The 13,854-nt window shown below is 54.5% G+C and carries 12 protein-coding genes; 3 read left to right on the top strand and 9 right to left on the bottom strand.

The genetic code is table 11. The annotated features are described in order from the left end of the window. The first annotated feature begins 22 nt into the window (after window positions 1-22). Window positions 23-718, top strand: coding sequence for a 7-cyano-7-deazaguanine synthase QueC (queC, locus tag AB1748_RS06230; protein WP_111140958.1), 696 nt, complete (start codon window positions 23-25; stop codon window positions 716-718). A 49-nt stretch (window positions 719-767) separates the two neighbouring features. Here queC and AB1748_RS06225 read toward each other — a convergent pair whose 3' ends face one another. The 9 genes from AB1748_RS06225 to bolA all read right to left on the bottom strand — a co-directional run bounded on the left by AB1748_RS06225 (window position 768) and on the right by bolA (window position 11,183). Continuing rightward, entirely contained in the window at window positions 768-1,166 is a 399-nt protein-coding gene (locus AB1748_RS06225) for a YbgC/FadM family acyl-CoA thioesterase (protein WP_111140959.1), read from the bottom strand. A 100-nt stretch (window positions 1,167-1,266) separates the two neighbouring features. Continuing rightward, window positions 1,267-1,623, bottom strand: a complete 357-nt coding sequence (locus AB1748_RS06220) for a helix-hairpin-helix domain-containing protein (RefSeq protein WP_293770844.1) — start codon at window positions 1,621-1,623, stop codon at window positions 1,267-1,269. Between the two features lie 140 nt (window positions 1,624-1,763). After that, entirely contained in the window at window positions 1,764-3,632 is a 1,869-nt protein-coding gene (gene ppiD / locus AB1748_RS06215; RefSeq protein WP_367396136.1) for a peptidylprolyl isomerase, read from the bottom strand. 247 nt (window positions 3,633-3,879) lie between these two features. Then, the gene (gene hupB, locus AB1748_RS06210) at window positions 3,880-4,152 is read right to left on the bottom strand and encodes a nucleoid-associated protein HU-beta (RefSeq protein WP_033731763.1); all 273 of its coding nucleotides are present in this window, start codon (window positions 4,150-4,152) and stop codon (window positions 3,880-3,882) included. A gap of 212 nt (window positions 4,153-4,364) precedes the next feature. Next, window positions 4,365-6,719, bottom strand: a complete 2,355-nt coding sequence (gene lon / locus AB1748_RS06205) for an endopeptidase La (protein WP_111140961.1) — start codon at window positions 6,717-6,719, stop codon at window positions 4,365-4,367. 186 nt (window positions 6,720-6,905) lie between these two features. Further along, a complete protein-coding gene (gene clpX / locus AB1748_RS06200; protein WP_111140962.1) occupies window positions 6,906-8,177 on the bottom strand; it encodes an ATP-dependent protease ATP-binding subunit ClpX in 1,272 nt (423 codons plus the stop codon). A 134-nt stretch (window positions 8,178-8,311) separates the two neighbouring features. Beyond that, window positions 8,312-8,935 carry an ATP-dependent Clp endopeptidase proteolytic subunit ClpP gene (clpP, locus tag AB1748_RS06195; RefSeq protein ID WP_111140963.1) on the bottom strand — a complete coding sequence of 208 codons (624 nt, stop codon included), beginning with the start codon at window positions 8,933-8,935 and terminating at the stop codon, window positions 8,312-8,314. Window positions 8,936-9,270: 335 nt separating this feature from the next. Then, window positions 9,271-10,575, bottom strand: coding sequence for a trigger factor (gene tig, locus AB1748_RS06190; protein ID WP_111140964.1), 1,305 nt, complete (start codon window positions 10,573-10,575; stop codon window positions 9,271-9,273). A 293-nt stretch (window positions 10,576-10,868) separates the two neighbouring features. After that, window positions 10,869-11,183, bottom strand: coding sequence for a transcriptional regulator BolA (gene bolA / locus AB1748_RS06185; protein ID WP_008924895.1), 315 nt, complete (start codon window positions 11,181-11,183; stop codon window positions 10,869-10,871). Between the two features lie 284 nt (window positions 11,184-11,467). On the opposite strand from bolA, the gene AB1748_RS06180 reads away from it, so the two are divergent. Further along, entirely contained in the window at window positions 11,468-12,046 is a 579-nt protein-coding gene (locus tag AB1748_RS06180) for a lipoprotein (RefSeq protein ID WP_111140965.1), read from the top strand. A 57-nt stretch (window positions 12,047-12,103) separates the two neighbouring features. Next, entirely contained in the window at window positions 12,104-13,594 is a 1,491-nt protein-coding gene (ampG, locus tag AB1748_RS06175; RefSeq protein WP_111140966.1) for a muropeptide MFS transporter AmpG, read from the top strand. Window positions 13,595-13,854: the final 260 nt, after the last annotated feature.

The raw sequence follows: 13,854 nt of genomic DNA, 5'->3' as shown, positions 1-13,854 counted from the left end.
AATTCATTACCAGGAAAATGCCATGAAACGCGCGGTTGTTGTTTTCAGCGGTGGACAGGATTCCACCACCTGCCTGATCCAGGCTCTGCAGCTTTATGATGAAGTCCACTGTGTCACCTTCGATTATGGACAGCGCCACCGGGAAGAGATCGAGGTGGCCCAGGATCTGGCGTTGAAGCTGGGTGCGCGCGCGCATAAAGTGCTGGATGTCACCATGCTGAACGAACTTGCCGTCAGCAGCCTGACCCGGGATAACATTCCGGTACCGGCTTACGATCCTGCGGCCAGCGGTTTGCCCAGTACGTTCGTTCCCGGACGCAATATTCTCTTCCTGACGCTGGCCTCGGTTTACGCCTATCAGGTCGAGGCGGAAGCGGTGATCACCGGCGTCTGTGAGACCGATTTTTCCGGCTATCCCGACTGCCGCGATGAGTTTGTCAAAGCCCTGAACCAGGCGGTTACGCTGGGTATGGCGCGCACGATCCGTTTCGAAACGCCGCTGATGTGGCTCAACAAAGCGGAAACCTGGGCGCTGGCGGACTACTGGCAACAGCTCTCCCTGGTACGCGAGCAGACGCTGACCTGCTACAACGGCGTAAAAGGCGACGGCTGTGGTGAGTGCGCGGCCTGTCATTTGCGGGCCAGGGGTTTACAGGCCTATCTGGACGATCGGCCGGGCGTGATGGCGGCTATGAAAGCGAAAAGCGGCCTGAACTGAAGCCATCCGGTAAGGCGGCAGAGCTTTTCGCTCTGCCCTCCTTTCCATCTCAGGCCATCAGGCGCATCAGGCGCTCGCGGAGCTCCCCTTCAAGCGCAACGGCCTTCTGAGTCTGCAAATCGATGCAGACAAAGGTCAGTGCGGCATCCGCCACCACGGTCTCCTGGCCTGCCAGCATTACCCGCTGAGCAATAATGCCGCTTCTGCCATTTAGCTGGGTGATCTCACTCTCTATCGCCAGCACGTCGCCCAGCACGGCCGGACGACGGTAGTTGATGTTGATATTGACCACGACGAAAGCCAGCTTCTGTTCCAGCAACCAGTGAAATGCCTCAACCTCTTCCAGCCATTGCCAGCGCGCCTCCTCAAGAAACTCAAGATAGCGTGCATTGTTAACGTGCTGATAGACATCCAGATGATAGCCGCGCACTTTTATTATGGTCTGCATGGTGATGCTCTCCTGCTCGCTCAGGTTAACTGGTTGGACCTGTTCACTTTAGCAGAGTGGCCTGGCTCAGGGAGATTAAGCATCACCGATGTGTACTGCCTCACAGTTTCAGCCTGGCTGCATTACGTTCAATCAGCGCATTACCAATGCCCGGCACTTCGCTGAGTTGCTGAATGGCACTAAAGGGCCCGTACTGTTCGCGGTAGTTCACAATCGCCTGAGCCTTTTTCAGCCCCACGCCATTCATGGCAGCAGAGAGCTGTTCGGCTGTCGCCTGGTTGATGCTGACCTGTTCCTGTTGCGGCGGCGGGCTGTTCTCCGGCAACAATCCCGGTGAGGCATGTTGCGTAACGACGCTGCCAGCCGGTTCCGGTTCCGCAGCCAGTGAGACGCTGTGACAGAGTGCGCCGCCCAGCGCGAGTGAAAAATAGAGGGCAATAAGTTGTGATTTAGCCATGCTGTGTTTCTCCTTGTGTGTAAACAGCAGCGACAGCGTGTCACTGCCCTGCACAGGGCTCAAACACCGGATGACAGAAATGGAAAAGGCCGCGAATGCGGCCTTTGATTGTTACAGTCGTTACGCAGTTTCTGCGAGGCTTACTGCATTTGTGCGGCTGCGCCGTACTTGATTTTGGCCTCTTTACGCAGGTTCTGCAGCAGTGCTTCAAACGTCAGCTGCGCATTGTTCTGCGTGACGCCTTTGACCATCTCGTCAATCTGCGCCTGCGGCATGCTGCCGGTTTTAACCTTATCGACCGCCACCAGCACGACGTTGCCCTGCATATCTTCGCTGACACCCCAGGAGGGTTTGTTTTCCGCTGGCTGAGGCAGATTGAAAGCAGTCTGAGCCACCGGATCCTGTGCATTACGATCTACGGTCTTGCTGGCGCTCAGCGTCAGACCTGCCGCCGTCAGCGCATCCTGCTTACCGGCTTTCAGGTCGGCCAGCAGCTTATCTGCCTGAGCTTTGGCCTGCTGCGTTGCTTTGTCATGCTTCAGCGTGTCGGTGATCTGCGCTTTAACCTGATCCAGCGGTTTTACCGCTTCCGGTTTATGCTCACTGATACGCAGCACAAAAGCACGATCGCCATCGACGGTGATGATGTCAGAGTTGTTGCCCGGCGCGCCGTTCTGGCCCACCAGACCGCCATTGAAGATCGCCTGTTTCACCGCATCGAAATTCAGCTCCGCTGGCAGCGTATCCTGACTGAACCAGCCGGTCTCTTTCGCTTTCAGACCAGACGCCTGCTCGGCACCCGCCAGTGACTCGTTGTCATTGCTGGCTGCTTCGCTGACCTTCTGCTGCAGTTTGTAGAAGGCATCCACGCCCTTCTCCTGCTTCACTTTGGCCGCTACGGCGCTGCGAACCTCATCCAGCGATTTCACCTGCTCTGGCTGGATATCATCCAGGCGAACCACCAGGAAGCCGACAGAGGATTTGATCACGCCTGACATCTGGCCTTTCTCCGTCAGCCCGGCATTTTTCAGCTCATCCGGCGTCGTTGAGGGTTCCAGCCAGCCCATATCGCCGCCTTTACGGGCAGAGATCGGGTCAATCGATTTGGCTTTTGCCACGTCAGCAAAGCTGGCTCCCGCTTTCAGCTGCGCCAGCACCGCATTGGCATCGGCTTCTGTTTTTGTCTGAATCACGCTGTAGCGGTTGCGCTGTGGCTGGGTGTAATCCGCTTTATGCTGATCGTACCAGGCCTGAATATCGGCATCGCTGGCTGCCTGCTGCATGCTGGCTGCATCCATCAGCAGGTAGCTGACCCGGAACTGTTCCGGCGCCATGAAGCTGCTTTTATGCTGCTGATAATACTGGCTGATTTCATCGTCGGTTACGGTCTGTTTCGCTGCCAGCGCGTTGACGTCCAGTGTGGCCTGACGGATTTCACGCTGCTGCGACACCAGATCAACCAGCTTGCTGGCTTCGCCTTTCAGCGTGAAGTCGGTGTTCGCCACCGCATTGATCAGCTGCTGATTGGAGAGCTGCTTGCGCAGCGCTTCCGCATATTGATCCGCGCTAAAGCCCATGTTGCCGATCAGGCCCAGATATTTCGCGTTGTCGAATTTGCCGTTGGTCTGGAACGCCTTCTGATTGAAGATCGCCTGTTTGACCTGATCGTCGCTGATGCTGAGATGAAGATCTTTGATGTAGCTGTCGAGCAGCGCCTGATCGATCAGCTGCGACAGCGCCTGCTGGCGGATCTGCTGCATATAGCCGTCGTTACTGGCCAGCTGCGAGAACTGGTCGCCCAGCATCTGCTGCTGACGGTTGCGTTCGCTGTTAAACGCCTGCTCCAGCTGTCCCCGGCTGATCTCCTGACCGTTTACTTTGGCTGCATAGTCGTTATTGCCGCCAATCAGATAGTTGCCAACGCCCGTCAGCACAAAGGAGAGGATAATCAGCCCCAAAATAATCTTGAGCACGACATGGTTCGACGCCGCGCGTAAATTGTCCATCATGGTATGGCAACACTCCGCTGTAGTGTGAATGTAAAGCTCGGTCGCAATTCGCCACTGGCTGGCGTCTCGCGTAACTGCTGGCTCCGCTGGCAGTCTCAATCCGGTCCTGGTCCATTTTACGGCCCGATTCTCACCGGTTAAAACAAAAAAGGCACATCTGATTGATGTGCCCGTATGTTACATGAGAACGCGCAAAGCGTCCTCTAATCCACTGAAGAAAATGCGTCAATGAATCTATTCGTTGTTATTAATTGACTGCGTCTTTCAATGCTTTACCAGCACGGAAACCGGGTACTTTACCGGCCGGGATGGTGATCTCTTTACCGGTTTGCGGGTTACGACCGGTACGTGCCGCGCGGTCACGCACGGAGAAAGTGCCGAAACCGACCAGGGCCACTTCGTCACCCTCTTTCAGCGCATCTGAAACGGAACCCATAAATGCATCTAAAACACGTCCCGCTGCCGCTTTAGAAATATCAGCATCAGCAGCAATTTTGTCGATCAATTGTGACTTATTCACTCTCTTCATCCCCTCTTTATTATTTCACATCGCACCGGGCTTCCGGCCGGGTACGAACGCGCAGCAAGTTATATCAAGCCTGTGGAGCCGAAACAACGGGTTTTCTCTGAGATCGTCGCGTCGGCAGCCACCTAAATTAGCGGCACAAAAAAAGCTGGCAAGCGCCAATTGCCTTGCCAGCTCCGCTTTTTAACGGTTTATGCCGTTAATCACTATTTTGCTGTCGCGACCTGCATACCGTATGGCGCATTTTCCAGGGCCAGATTCAGCACCTCTTCAATGCGCTTCACCGGATGGATCTCCAGGTCGGCAATCACGTTCTGTGGAATGTCTTCCAGGTCACGTTTGTTGTCGTCCGGGATCAGCACGGTTTTGATGCCACCACGGTGTGCGGCCAGCAGTTTCTCTTTCAGTCCGCCAATCGGCAGCACCTGACCGCGCAGGGTGATCTCACCGGTCATTGCCACATCCGCCCGCACCGGGTTTCCGGTCAGACAGGAGACCAGCGCCGTACACATGGCGATACCAGCACTCGGGCCATCTTTCGGTGTGGCACCTTCAGGAACGTGAACGTGAATATCGCGTTTTTCGTAGAAGTCACCATTGATGCCCAGCTTCTCTGCACGGGCACGCACGACCGTCAGTGCAGCCTGAATTGACTCCTGCATCACCTCGCCCAGAGAGCCGGTGTAGGTCAGCTTACCTTTACCCGGTACGCAGGCGGTTTCGATGGTCAGCAGATCGCCGCCCACTTCGGTCCACGCCAGACCGGTGACCTGACCCACGCGGTTTTCACTGTCGGCACGGCCGTAGTCAAAGCGCTGAACGCCCAGGAAATCCTTGAGGTTTTCGCCATTGATGGTGATGTGCTTTTTACTCTTGTCCATCAGCAGTGATTTCACCGCTTTACGGCACAGTTTCGACAGCTCACGCTCAAGGCTACGCACCCCGGCTTCACGGGTGTAATAACGGATGATGCCGATAATCGCGCTGTCCTCGACCGTAATTTCGCTGGCTTTCAGCGCGTTACGTTCGATCTGCTTGGTCAGCAGGTGCTGCTTGGCGATGTTCAGCTTCTCATCCTCGGTATAGCCCGACAGACGGATGACTTCCATACGATCCAGCAGCGGCGCCGGAATGTTCATGGAGTTCGAAGTCGCCACGAACATCACATCGGAAAGGTCATAGTCGACTTCCAGATAGTGGTCGTTGAACGCAATGTTCTGCTCAGGATCGAGCACTTCCAGCAGCGCAGAAGCAGGATCGCCACGCATGTCGGAGGACATTTTGTCGATCTCATCCAGCAGGAACAGCGGGTTTTTTACCCCGACCTTGGCCATTTTCTGGATCAGCTTACCCGGCATGGAGCCGATGTAAGTCCGGCGGTGACCACGGATTTCCGCTTCGTCACGCACGCCGCCCAGCGCCATACGCACATATTTGCGGCCGGTCGCTTTGGCGATCGACTGACCCAGCGAGGTTTTACCCACCCCTGGCGGTCCGACCAGGCACAGAATCGGGCCTTTGATTTTGCTGACGCGACTCTGCACCGCAAGATACTCAAGAATACGATCCTTCACGCGCTCCAGGCCGTAATGGTCGGTATCCAGGGTCTCCTGCGCCTTACGCAGATCTTTTTTCACTTTGCTGCGGGCGTTCCACGGAACCTGCACCATCCAGTCGATATAGCCGCGAACCACGGTCGCTTCTGCGGACATCGGAGACATCATTTTCAGTTTCTGCAGCTCAGCGTCCGCTTTCTCACGCGCCTCTTCCGGCATTTTCGCCGCATCGATTTTGCGTTTTAACGCTTCATACTCGTCCGGCGCGTCATCCATCTCGCCCAGCTCTTTCTGAATCGCTTTCATCTGCTCATTCAGATAGTACTCGCGCTGGCTCTTCTCCATCTGCTTCTTCACGCGGTTGCGAATGCGCTTCTCAACCTGCAGCAGATCGATTTCAGATTCCATCATGGCCATCAGATATTCCAGACGCTCATTAACGTCGGACATCTCCAGCACAGACTGTTTGTCGGCCAGCTTCAGCGGCATATGTGCCGCAACGGTGTCGGCCAGGCGCGCCGCATCGTCAATGTTGTTCAGCGAGGTTAACACCTCGGGTGGGATCTTTTTATTGAGTTTGATATAGCCTTCAAACTGATTGATCGCCGTGCGCACCAGGACTTCCTGCTCGCGCTCTTCGATCTCTGGCGACACCAGATATTCAGCTTGTGCTACAAAATGGTCACCGTTATCGGCCAGCGTCGTAATATGGGCGCGCTGTAAACCTTCGACCAGAACTTTGACGGTGCCATCCGGCAGTTTCAGCATTTGCAATACAGATGCAACGGTCCCTACTGAGAAGAGATCGTTAATGCCAGGTTCATCCGTTGAAGCCTCTTTCTGTGCGACCAGCATGATTTTTTTATCATGATCCATTGCGGCTTCAAGGCACCGAATTGATTTTTCCCGGCCAACAAACAACGGAATTACCATGTGCGGATAAACCACCACGTCGCGCAGCGGCAACACGGGGATTTCAATGCGTTCAGAACGCTCAGGATTCATAGAGCTCTCTCTTTGTTTAATGTCCGCCAGGTGATGGGAACCGCATCAGGCAGGTATGCAGTTAAACCCACAGGTATCTGAGTATATGGGGATGATTGTCCGACATTCAACGTCACAGAGGCGAGAAAAGCAAAAGGGGAAAAATTTTCCCCTTTTTTACGAGTACGACATGGACGATCTGTTTATTTATTCGCCAGATGCCTGGGCTTCATGCTTTCCGTAGATCAACATAGGATCAGACTGACCATCAATAACTGATTCATCAATCACGACTTTCTCTACATCGTCCATCGAAGGCAGGTCATACATCGTTTCCAGCAACGCACCTTCTACGATTGAACGCAGACCACGCGCACCGGTTTTACGTGACATCGCCTTTTTCGCGATTGCCGTTAATGCCTCGTCACGGAACTCCAGCTCAACGCCTTCCAGGTTAAACAGCGCCTGGTACTGTTTTGTCAGGGCGTTTTTCGGTTCACGCAGGATCTGGATCAGCGCTTCTTCGCTGAGTTCACTCAGGGTTGCCACCACAGGCAGACGACCGATGAACTCCGGAATCAGACCAAATTTGATCAGATCTTCAGGCTCACACTGTGAAAGCAGTTCGCCTTCGCTGGCTTTCTGCGATTTCCCTTTGACGGTTGCGCCGAAACCGATACCGGAGCCGGTTTCAACACGCTGGGAGATCACCTTGTCCAGACCGGCGAATGCGCCGCCGCAGATAAACAGGATCTTAGAGGTATCGACCTGTAAGAATTCCTGCTGCGGATGCTTACGTCCGCCCTGTGGCGGAACGGCTGCCACGGTGCCTTCGATCAGTTTCAGCAGAGCCTGCTGGACGCCTTCGCCTGACACGTCACGGGTAATCGACGGGTTGTCAGACTTACGTGAAATTTTGTCAATTTCATCGATATAGACGATGCCGCGCTGCGCTTTCTGCACATCGTAATCGCACTTCTGCAGCAGTTTCTGGATGATGTTTTCAACGTCTTCACCCACGTAACCCGCTTCGGTCAGCGTGGTGGCATCAGCCATGGTGAAAGGCACATCAAGCAGGCGAGCCAGGGTTTCGGCCAGCAGCGTTTTACCGCTCCCGGTCGGGCCGATCAGCAGAATGTTACTTTTGCCCAGTTCAATACCGTTGCTGGTATCGCCGTTACGCAGACGCTTGTAGTGGTTGTAGACCGCCACCGCCAGCACTTTCTTCGCTCTTTCCTGACCAATGACATAGTCATCGAGGTGATGGCGGATTTCATGTGGGGTAGGCAGAGCACTACGTTCGCGGTGCGGAGCGACTTCTTTAATCTCTTCGCGAATGATGTCGTTGCACAGGTCAACACACTCATCGCAGATATACACTGACGGCCCGGCAATCAGCTTTCGCACTTCATGCTGGCTTTTGCCGCAAAAAGAGCAGTACAGCAACTTTCCTGAACCGTCTTTGCGCTTATCTGTCATCAGTTAACCTCTTCCTGTTCTCAGGCCATACCCGCGTATGGCGCTGGCCGTGCTGAGACGGCCGAAATTCATTCAACCCATTACAGTACCGTTGTCCCGATAACTATAGACCAGGAACAACGGCAGGTCGGGTCTTATTGACGATGCGTCAGAATCGAATCGACTAATCCATACTCTACCGCTTCATTTGCAGAGAGGAAACGATCGCGCTCGGTATCACGCTCAATTTCTTCCAGCGTTTTACCGGTATGCTCGGCCATCAGCTCATTCATACGCTGCTTCACTTTCAGGATTTCGCGCGCATGGATTTCGATGTCGGTTGCCTGGCCCTGATAGCCGCCCAGCGGCTGATGGATCATGACGCGTGAGTTAGGCAGGCAGAAACGCTTGCCTTTAGTGCCCGCCGTCAGCAGGAAAGCGCCCATGGAGCAGGCCTGACCCATACAGATGGTGCTGACATCCGGTTTGATAAATTTCATGGTGTCGTAGATCGACATACCGGCCGTGATCACACCGCCAGGTGAGTTGATATAGAGATAGATATCTTTTTCCGGATTCTCAGCTTCCAGAAACAGCATCTGCGCCACAATCAGATTAGCCATGTGATCTTCAACCTGGCCGGTCAGGAAAATGACGCGCTCTTTCAGCAGACGGGAGTAGATGTCGTAAGAACGCTCACCACGCGAAGTTTGTTCAACCACCATTGGCACCAGCGCATTGTGCGGTGCAGTATATTCACGATCGCCACTGTATGACATTACCGTCTCCTGGATAAATTTCATTGGCAACATTCTGTACCGATTCTACGTAAGACGCGCGGGAAACTCCACGCCGCATCTTTTCCGACACCTTCAGGACGGTTAATCAGTCAGCCTTACTCTCATTTCTGCATACTCCCAATATCTGGGGATGCTGCACACATGTTTCAAGCATAACAATCTTTTCCCTGTTCGCTAAACCGGAAAAAGCGATGCGTGAATAATTTGCCGATAAATTAAACAAATAGCCGTGACGCAGCGCGTCCCGGATGCAGAATACAAAAAAGCCCGCGACTTTTCGGTCACGGGCTTAGCACAGAAGGTTAACTGAGTGATCAGGCCTGAGCGGTCTGGTTCATCAGTTCCTGGAAGTTGGTCTCTTTCTCGGTCACTTTCGCTTTCGCCAGGACCGCTTCAACCGCCTGCTCTTCCAGCGCGACGTTGCGCATGTTGTTCATCAGCTCGTTGTTCTTGCTGTAGAACTCGATCACTTCCTGCGGATCTTCATACGCAGAAGCCATCTCTTCAATCATGGTGTTCACGCGCGCGTCATCTGCTTTCAGCTCGTGGGTACGAATCACTTCGCCCAGCAGCAGACCGACAACCACGCGGCGTTTAGCCTGCTCTTCAAACAGTTCGCGTGGCAGTTCCAGCGCCTGTTTTTCGTTGCCACCAAAGCGCTGTGCAGCCTGACGACGCAGAACGTCGATTTCGCTGTCAATCAGGGCTGCAGGAACGTCGATTTCGTTTGCCGCAACCAGGCCGTCGATGGCCTGAGACTTGATGCGGTTGCGGATAGCGCCTTTCAGCTCGCGATCCATGTTTTTACGCACTTCGGTACGCAGGCCGGCCACTGAACCATCTTCAACGCCAAAACGTTTGATGAACTCTTCGGTCAGTTCTGGCAGTTCGCGCGTTTCAACTTTCTTCAGTACGATCTCAAACTTCGCATCTTTCCCTTTCAGGGTTTCTGCGTGGTAGTCGTCCGGGAATTTCACGTCGATAGTGAAGGTTTCGCCCGCTTTGTGACCCACAATGCCCTCTTCGAAGCCTGGGATCATGCGGCCCTGGCCCATGGCCAGAACGAAATCAGAAGCTTTACCGCCTTCGAACTCTTCGCCGTCAACAGAACCGTTGAAATCGATAGTCGCACGATCTTCCGGGCCTGCAGCCGCGTCGCTTTCGATCCAGTTGGCCTGCTGCTTGCGCAGGGTATCCAGCATGGTGTCAACGTCAGCATCGGTCACTTCAACCAGTGGTTTCTCGACTTCGATGTTTTCCAGGCCTTTCAGCTCAACTTCCGGATAAACTTCGAACTCAACCGCGTAGGTGAAATCCTGACCTTCTTTGTATTCGCCTGGCACATAGTTCGGTGCGCCAGCCGGATTAATTTTTTCTTTGATGATGGCATCAACGAAGTTGCGCGTCATCAGCTCGCCCAGCACGTCCTGACGAACAGAAGCGCCGTAACGCTGCTCTACGATGTTCATCGGCACTTTGCCTTTACGGAAACCGTCGATGCGAACTTTCCTGGCAACGTCAACCAGTTCTTTTTTTACTGCGCTTGCGATGCTGTCAGCAGCGACAGTAATCGTAATGCGACGGCCCAGGCCCTGAGTGGTCTCTACAGAAACTTGCATCTTGTTACCTCAAAAAATCACGTGCTCGGTCAACTTCAGACACCACACATCGTGAAATGCGCCGTATCTAACAACCGGGACGGCTTCCGTGAAGAGAACCTGATCCCTGTTACCAGAAGCGTCCCGAAGACATTCCGGAAAAATAGACGCAGCATTATAGCGGCATCACCGGAATGAGTCGAGGACGCTTACTCACCACTTTTCAGCAACTTTGCTGCTTTTTTGAGCCAGGGATCGCGTTTATCGCTAATTAAATGAAAAAACGGCCCGCAGGCCGTTTCAGAGAAGGGAGATCAGGCGAGCGTACCGGCACCCCGGCAGTTGGGGGACGCGAGTACTGTATCCTGCAATCCTTCCCACTCTTTGAGCGTGTAGGTATGCAGGGCCAGGGCGTGAACGCTGCCCGCTAATTCCGCCGCCAGTTCGCCGTAGATAAGGCGGTGACGCGCCAGAAAACGCTGGCCCGCAAAGCAGTCACTGACAATCACCACTTTAAAGTGGCTTTCAGACCCGGCGGGCACGTTGTGACGGTAACTTTCGTCATGCACTTCCAGATGAGCTGGCTGAAACGCCACACGCAGCTTTTCTTCTATTTGTTCGCGGATCATGGCTATTACTCCTCAATGGCGAGCGCAGTGCCCCATCTCATTCAATCTTAGTCGCTTTTTGTGCGCTTACCCGTCAGCAGAGGGTAAATTTTGCATTTGTGATCTGCACGTTAACCGCGCGCATCATAACCCAGCTGAAACGAACCGCAAACCCGGCCGCGGCGGAGCCTTTTAAAACGATTTCAGACACAATTTCACCCGCGACAGGGCTTTTTTCACTGCCGGGCAATGCTATGATGGCCGCAGTTTTTGCAAACCAACCCCTGACACCAACGAGAAAAAGTATGTTGAAAAAACTGTTATTCCCCCTGTTGGCTGCGTTTGTTTTAGCCGGCTGTGCAACCAGCAATAATACCCTGACTATTCAGCCTAAAATTGAGCTGCCGCAGCAGGATCCGGGCCTGATGGGTGTGACCGTCAGCATCAACGGTGCCGACCAGCGTAAAGATCAGGCGCTGGCAAAAGTGAACCGTGACGGTCAGTTAGTCACCTTAACCCCATCACGCGATCTGCGTTTCCTGCTGCAGGAAGTGCTGGAGAAGCAGATGACCGCACGCGGATATATGATCGGTCCTGATGGCGCGGTCGACCTGCAGATTGTGGTTAACAACCTTTATGCTGATGTGACACAGGGTAATGTGCGCTACAGCATCACCACCAAAGCGGACATCTCTATCATCGCTACCGCGAAAAACGGCAACAAGCAGGTTAAAAACTACCGTCAGACTTACAGCGTAGAAGGCGCATTCAACGCCAGTAACCAGAAAATTACCAATGCCGTGAATGCCACCATGAGCGATGTGATCGCCGATATGGCGCAGGACACCAGCGTCAACGACTTCATCAAACAGAACGCCCGTTAATCTCCTCTCCTTCCTGCCCTGCCTCGTGCAGGGCACTTTGTTATCTGCAGGATGCGCATGAATCACTATCTCCGCCTCTTCCGCCAGAAAAACGCCGCCGTCCTGTTACTCCTCGGTTTTGCTTCCGGACTGCCGCTGGCACTGACCTCAGGCACGTTGCAGGCATGGATGACGGTGGATAATGTCGATCTGAAAACCATCGGGTTCTTTTCACTGGTCGGCCAGGCTTATGTCTTTAAATTTCTCTGGTCACCGATGATGGACCGTTACACGCCGCCGTTTCTGGGCCGGCGTCGCGGCTGGTTACTGGTAAGCCAGCTGGCGCTGGTGAGCGGCATCCTCGCCATGGGCTTTCTTCAGCCCGGACGCGATCTGACCCTGATGGCCGCACTGGCGGTGCTGATCGCCTTCTGTTCCGCCTCGCAGGATATCGTGTTCGACGCCTGGAAAACGGACATCCTGCCGCCAGAGGAGCGCGGCAGCGGTGCGGCGATCACCGTGCTGGGTTACCGGCTGGCGATGCTGATTTCTGGCGGGCTGGCGCTGTGGCTGGCTGACCGTTATCTGGGCTGGCAGGCCACCTACTGGCTGATGGCGCTGATGATGGTGCCGGGGATTCTCGCGACGCTGATGGCCAGTGAGCCGGACACGCGCATTGCCACGCCCCACTCGCTGCGTCAGGCGGTGGTCGATCCGCTGAAGGATTTCTTCCAGCGCAACAATGCGTGGCTGCTGATCACCCTGATCATTCTCTACAAGCTGGGCGATGCCTTTGCCGCCTCGCTGACCACAACCTTTCTGATCCGCGGCGTCGGCTTCAACGCCGGTGACGTCGGCCTGGTCAACAAGACCCTGGGCCTGCTGGCGACGATTATCGGCGCCCTGTACGGCGGGGTGCTGATGCAGCGCCTGAGCCTGTTCCGTGCGCTGCTGATTTTTGGCGTGCTGCAGGCGGTGTCGAACTTTGGCTACTGGCTGCTGGCGGTGACCGACAAACAGCTATGGAGTATGGCCAGCGCGGTCTTTGTTGAAAACCTCTGTGGCGGAATGGGCACCGCGGCCTTTGTCGCCCTGCTGATGACGCTGTGTAACAAATCATTTTCGGCGACCCAGTTTGCGCTGCTCTCGGCGCTCTCGGCGGTCGGCAGGGTCTATGTCGGCCCGGCGGCAGGCTGGCTGGTCGAGCTGTGGGGCTGGCCGGCCTTTTATGCCTTCACGGTGGTGGCCGGTCTGCCGGGTCTGCTGCTGCTGCTGTTTTGTCGTCAGACACTGAATCAGGTGGAGCGGAGTGGCAAATTCCTGACGCGCAGCTACTATCCTCATGGCTATCGCTGGACGAATCGTCTGTTTGCAGCCGGGTGCGGCATCCTGGCGCTCTGGCTGGTGGCGCTGGCAATGGATGCGCTGGGCTGGACGGCGCTGTCGTCGTGGCTTGCTCGTCTATTTGAGCTGGGCATGACGATCGCCCTGCTGGCGGTGCTGGCTGGCGTGTTGCTGGACTACCGGGCGCTGAAAAAAACGCCTGCGCCTCCTGCATCTGACGCTTAAGCGAAATCGATAGGTTGACGGACCGTGGCTTATTTTTTTAGCAGCCGAATAAGCCCCGGTCATTTATCATCGCGTGTTATTTTCAAAAAATAACAATATGGCCTGAGGAGACGCAGACTGAATACTAAAAACCGGTGAGCAATTACTTTAGTTAAATTTCATCACATAAATGATGCAGACTTGTTAAATATTTGGGAGTTAAAAGTAAGGGTTATTCCTTTCCCTGATTTTTTCGCAGTGGCTTCCATTGGTTTTTGTTA

Source organism: Pantoea sp. Ep11b (genome assembly GCF_040783975.1).
GTDB lineage: Bacteria > Pseudomonadota > Gammaproteobacteria > Enterobacterales > Enterobacteriaceae > Pantoea.
The sequence above is the reverse complement of the archived record's forward strand: the minus strand, read 5'-3'. Positions and strand labels throughout refer to the sequence as shown.

What these genes read in the sequence shown, in the direction of transcription:
- queC (WP_111140958.1), top strand. Translation starts at nt 23, where the DNA reads ATGAAACGCGCGGTTGTTGTTTTCAGCGGTGGACAGGATTCCACCACC.
- AB1748_RS06225 (WP_111140959.1), bottom strand. Translation starts at nt 1,166, where the DNA reads ATGCAGACCATAATAAAAGTGCGCGGCTATCATCTGGATGTCTATCAG.
- AB1748_RS06220 (WP_293770844.1), bottom strand. Translation starts at nt 1,623, where the DNA reads ATGGCTAAATCACAACTTATTGCCCTCTATTTTTCACTCGCGCTGGGC.
- ppiD (WP_367396136.1), bottom strand. Translation starts at nt 3,632, where the DNA reads ATGATGGACAATTTACGCGCGGCGTCGAACCATGTCGTGCTCAAGATT.
- lon (WP_111140961.1), bottom strand. Translation starts at nt 6,719, where the DNA reads ATGAATCCTGAGCGTTCTGAACGCATTGAAATCCCCGTGTTGCCGCTG.
- clpX (WP_111140962.1), bottom strand. Translation starts at nt 8,177, where the DNA reads ATGACAGATAAGCGCAAAGACGGTTCAGGAAAGTTGCTGTACTGCTCT.
- clpP (WP_111140963.1), bottom strand. Translation starts at nt 8,935, where the DNA reads ATGTCATACAGTGGCGATCGTGAATATACTGCACCGCACAATGCGCTG.
- tig (WP_111140964.1), bottom strand. Translation starts at nt 10,575, where the DNA reads ATGCAAGTTTCTGTAGAGACCACTCAGGGCCTGGGCCGTCGCATTACG.
- bolA (WP_008924895.1), bottom strand. Translation starts at nt 11,183, where the DNA reads ATGATCCGCGAACAAATAGAAGAAAAGCTGCGTGTGGCGTTTCAGCCA.
- AB1748_RS06180 (WP_111140965.1), top strand. Translation starts at nt 11,468, where the DNA reads ATGTTGAAAAAACTGTTATTCCCCCTGTTGGCTGCGTTTGTTTTAGCC.
- ampG (WP_111140966.1), top strand. Translation starts at nt 12,104, where the DNA reads ATGAATCACTATCTCCGCCTCTTCCGCCAGAAAAACGCCGCCGTCCTG.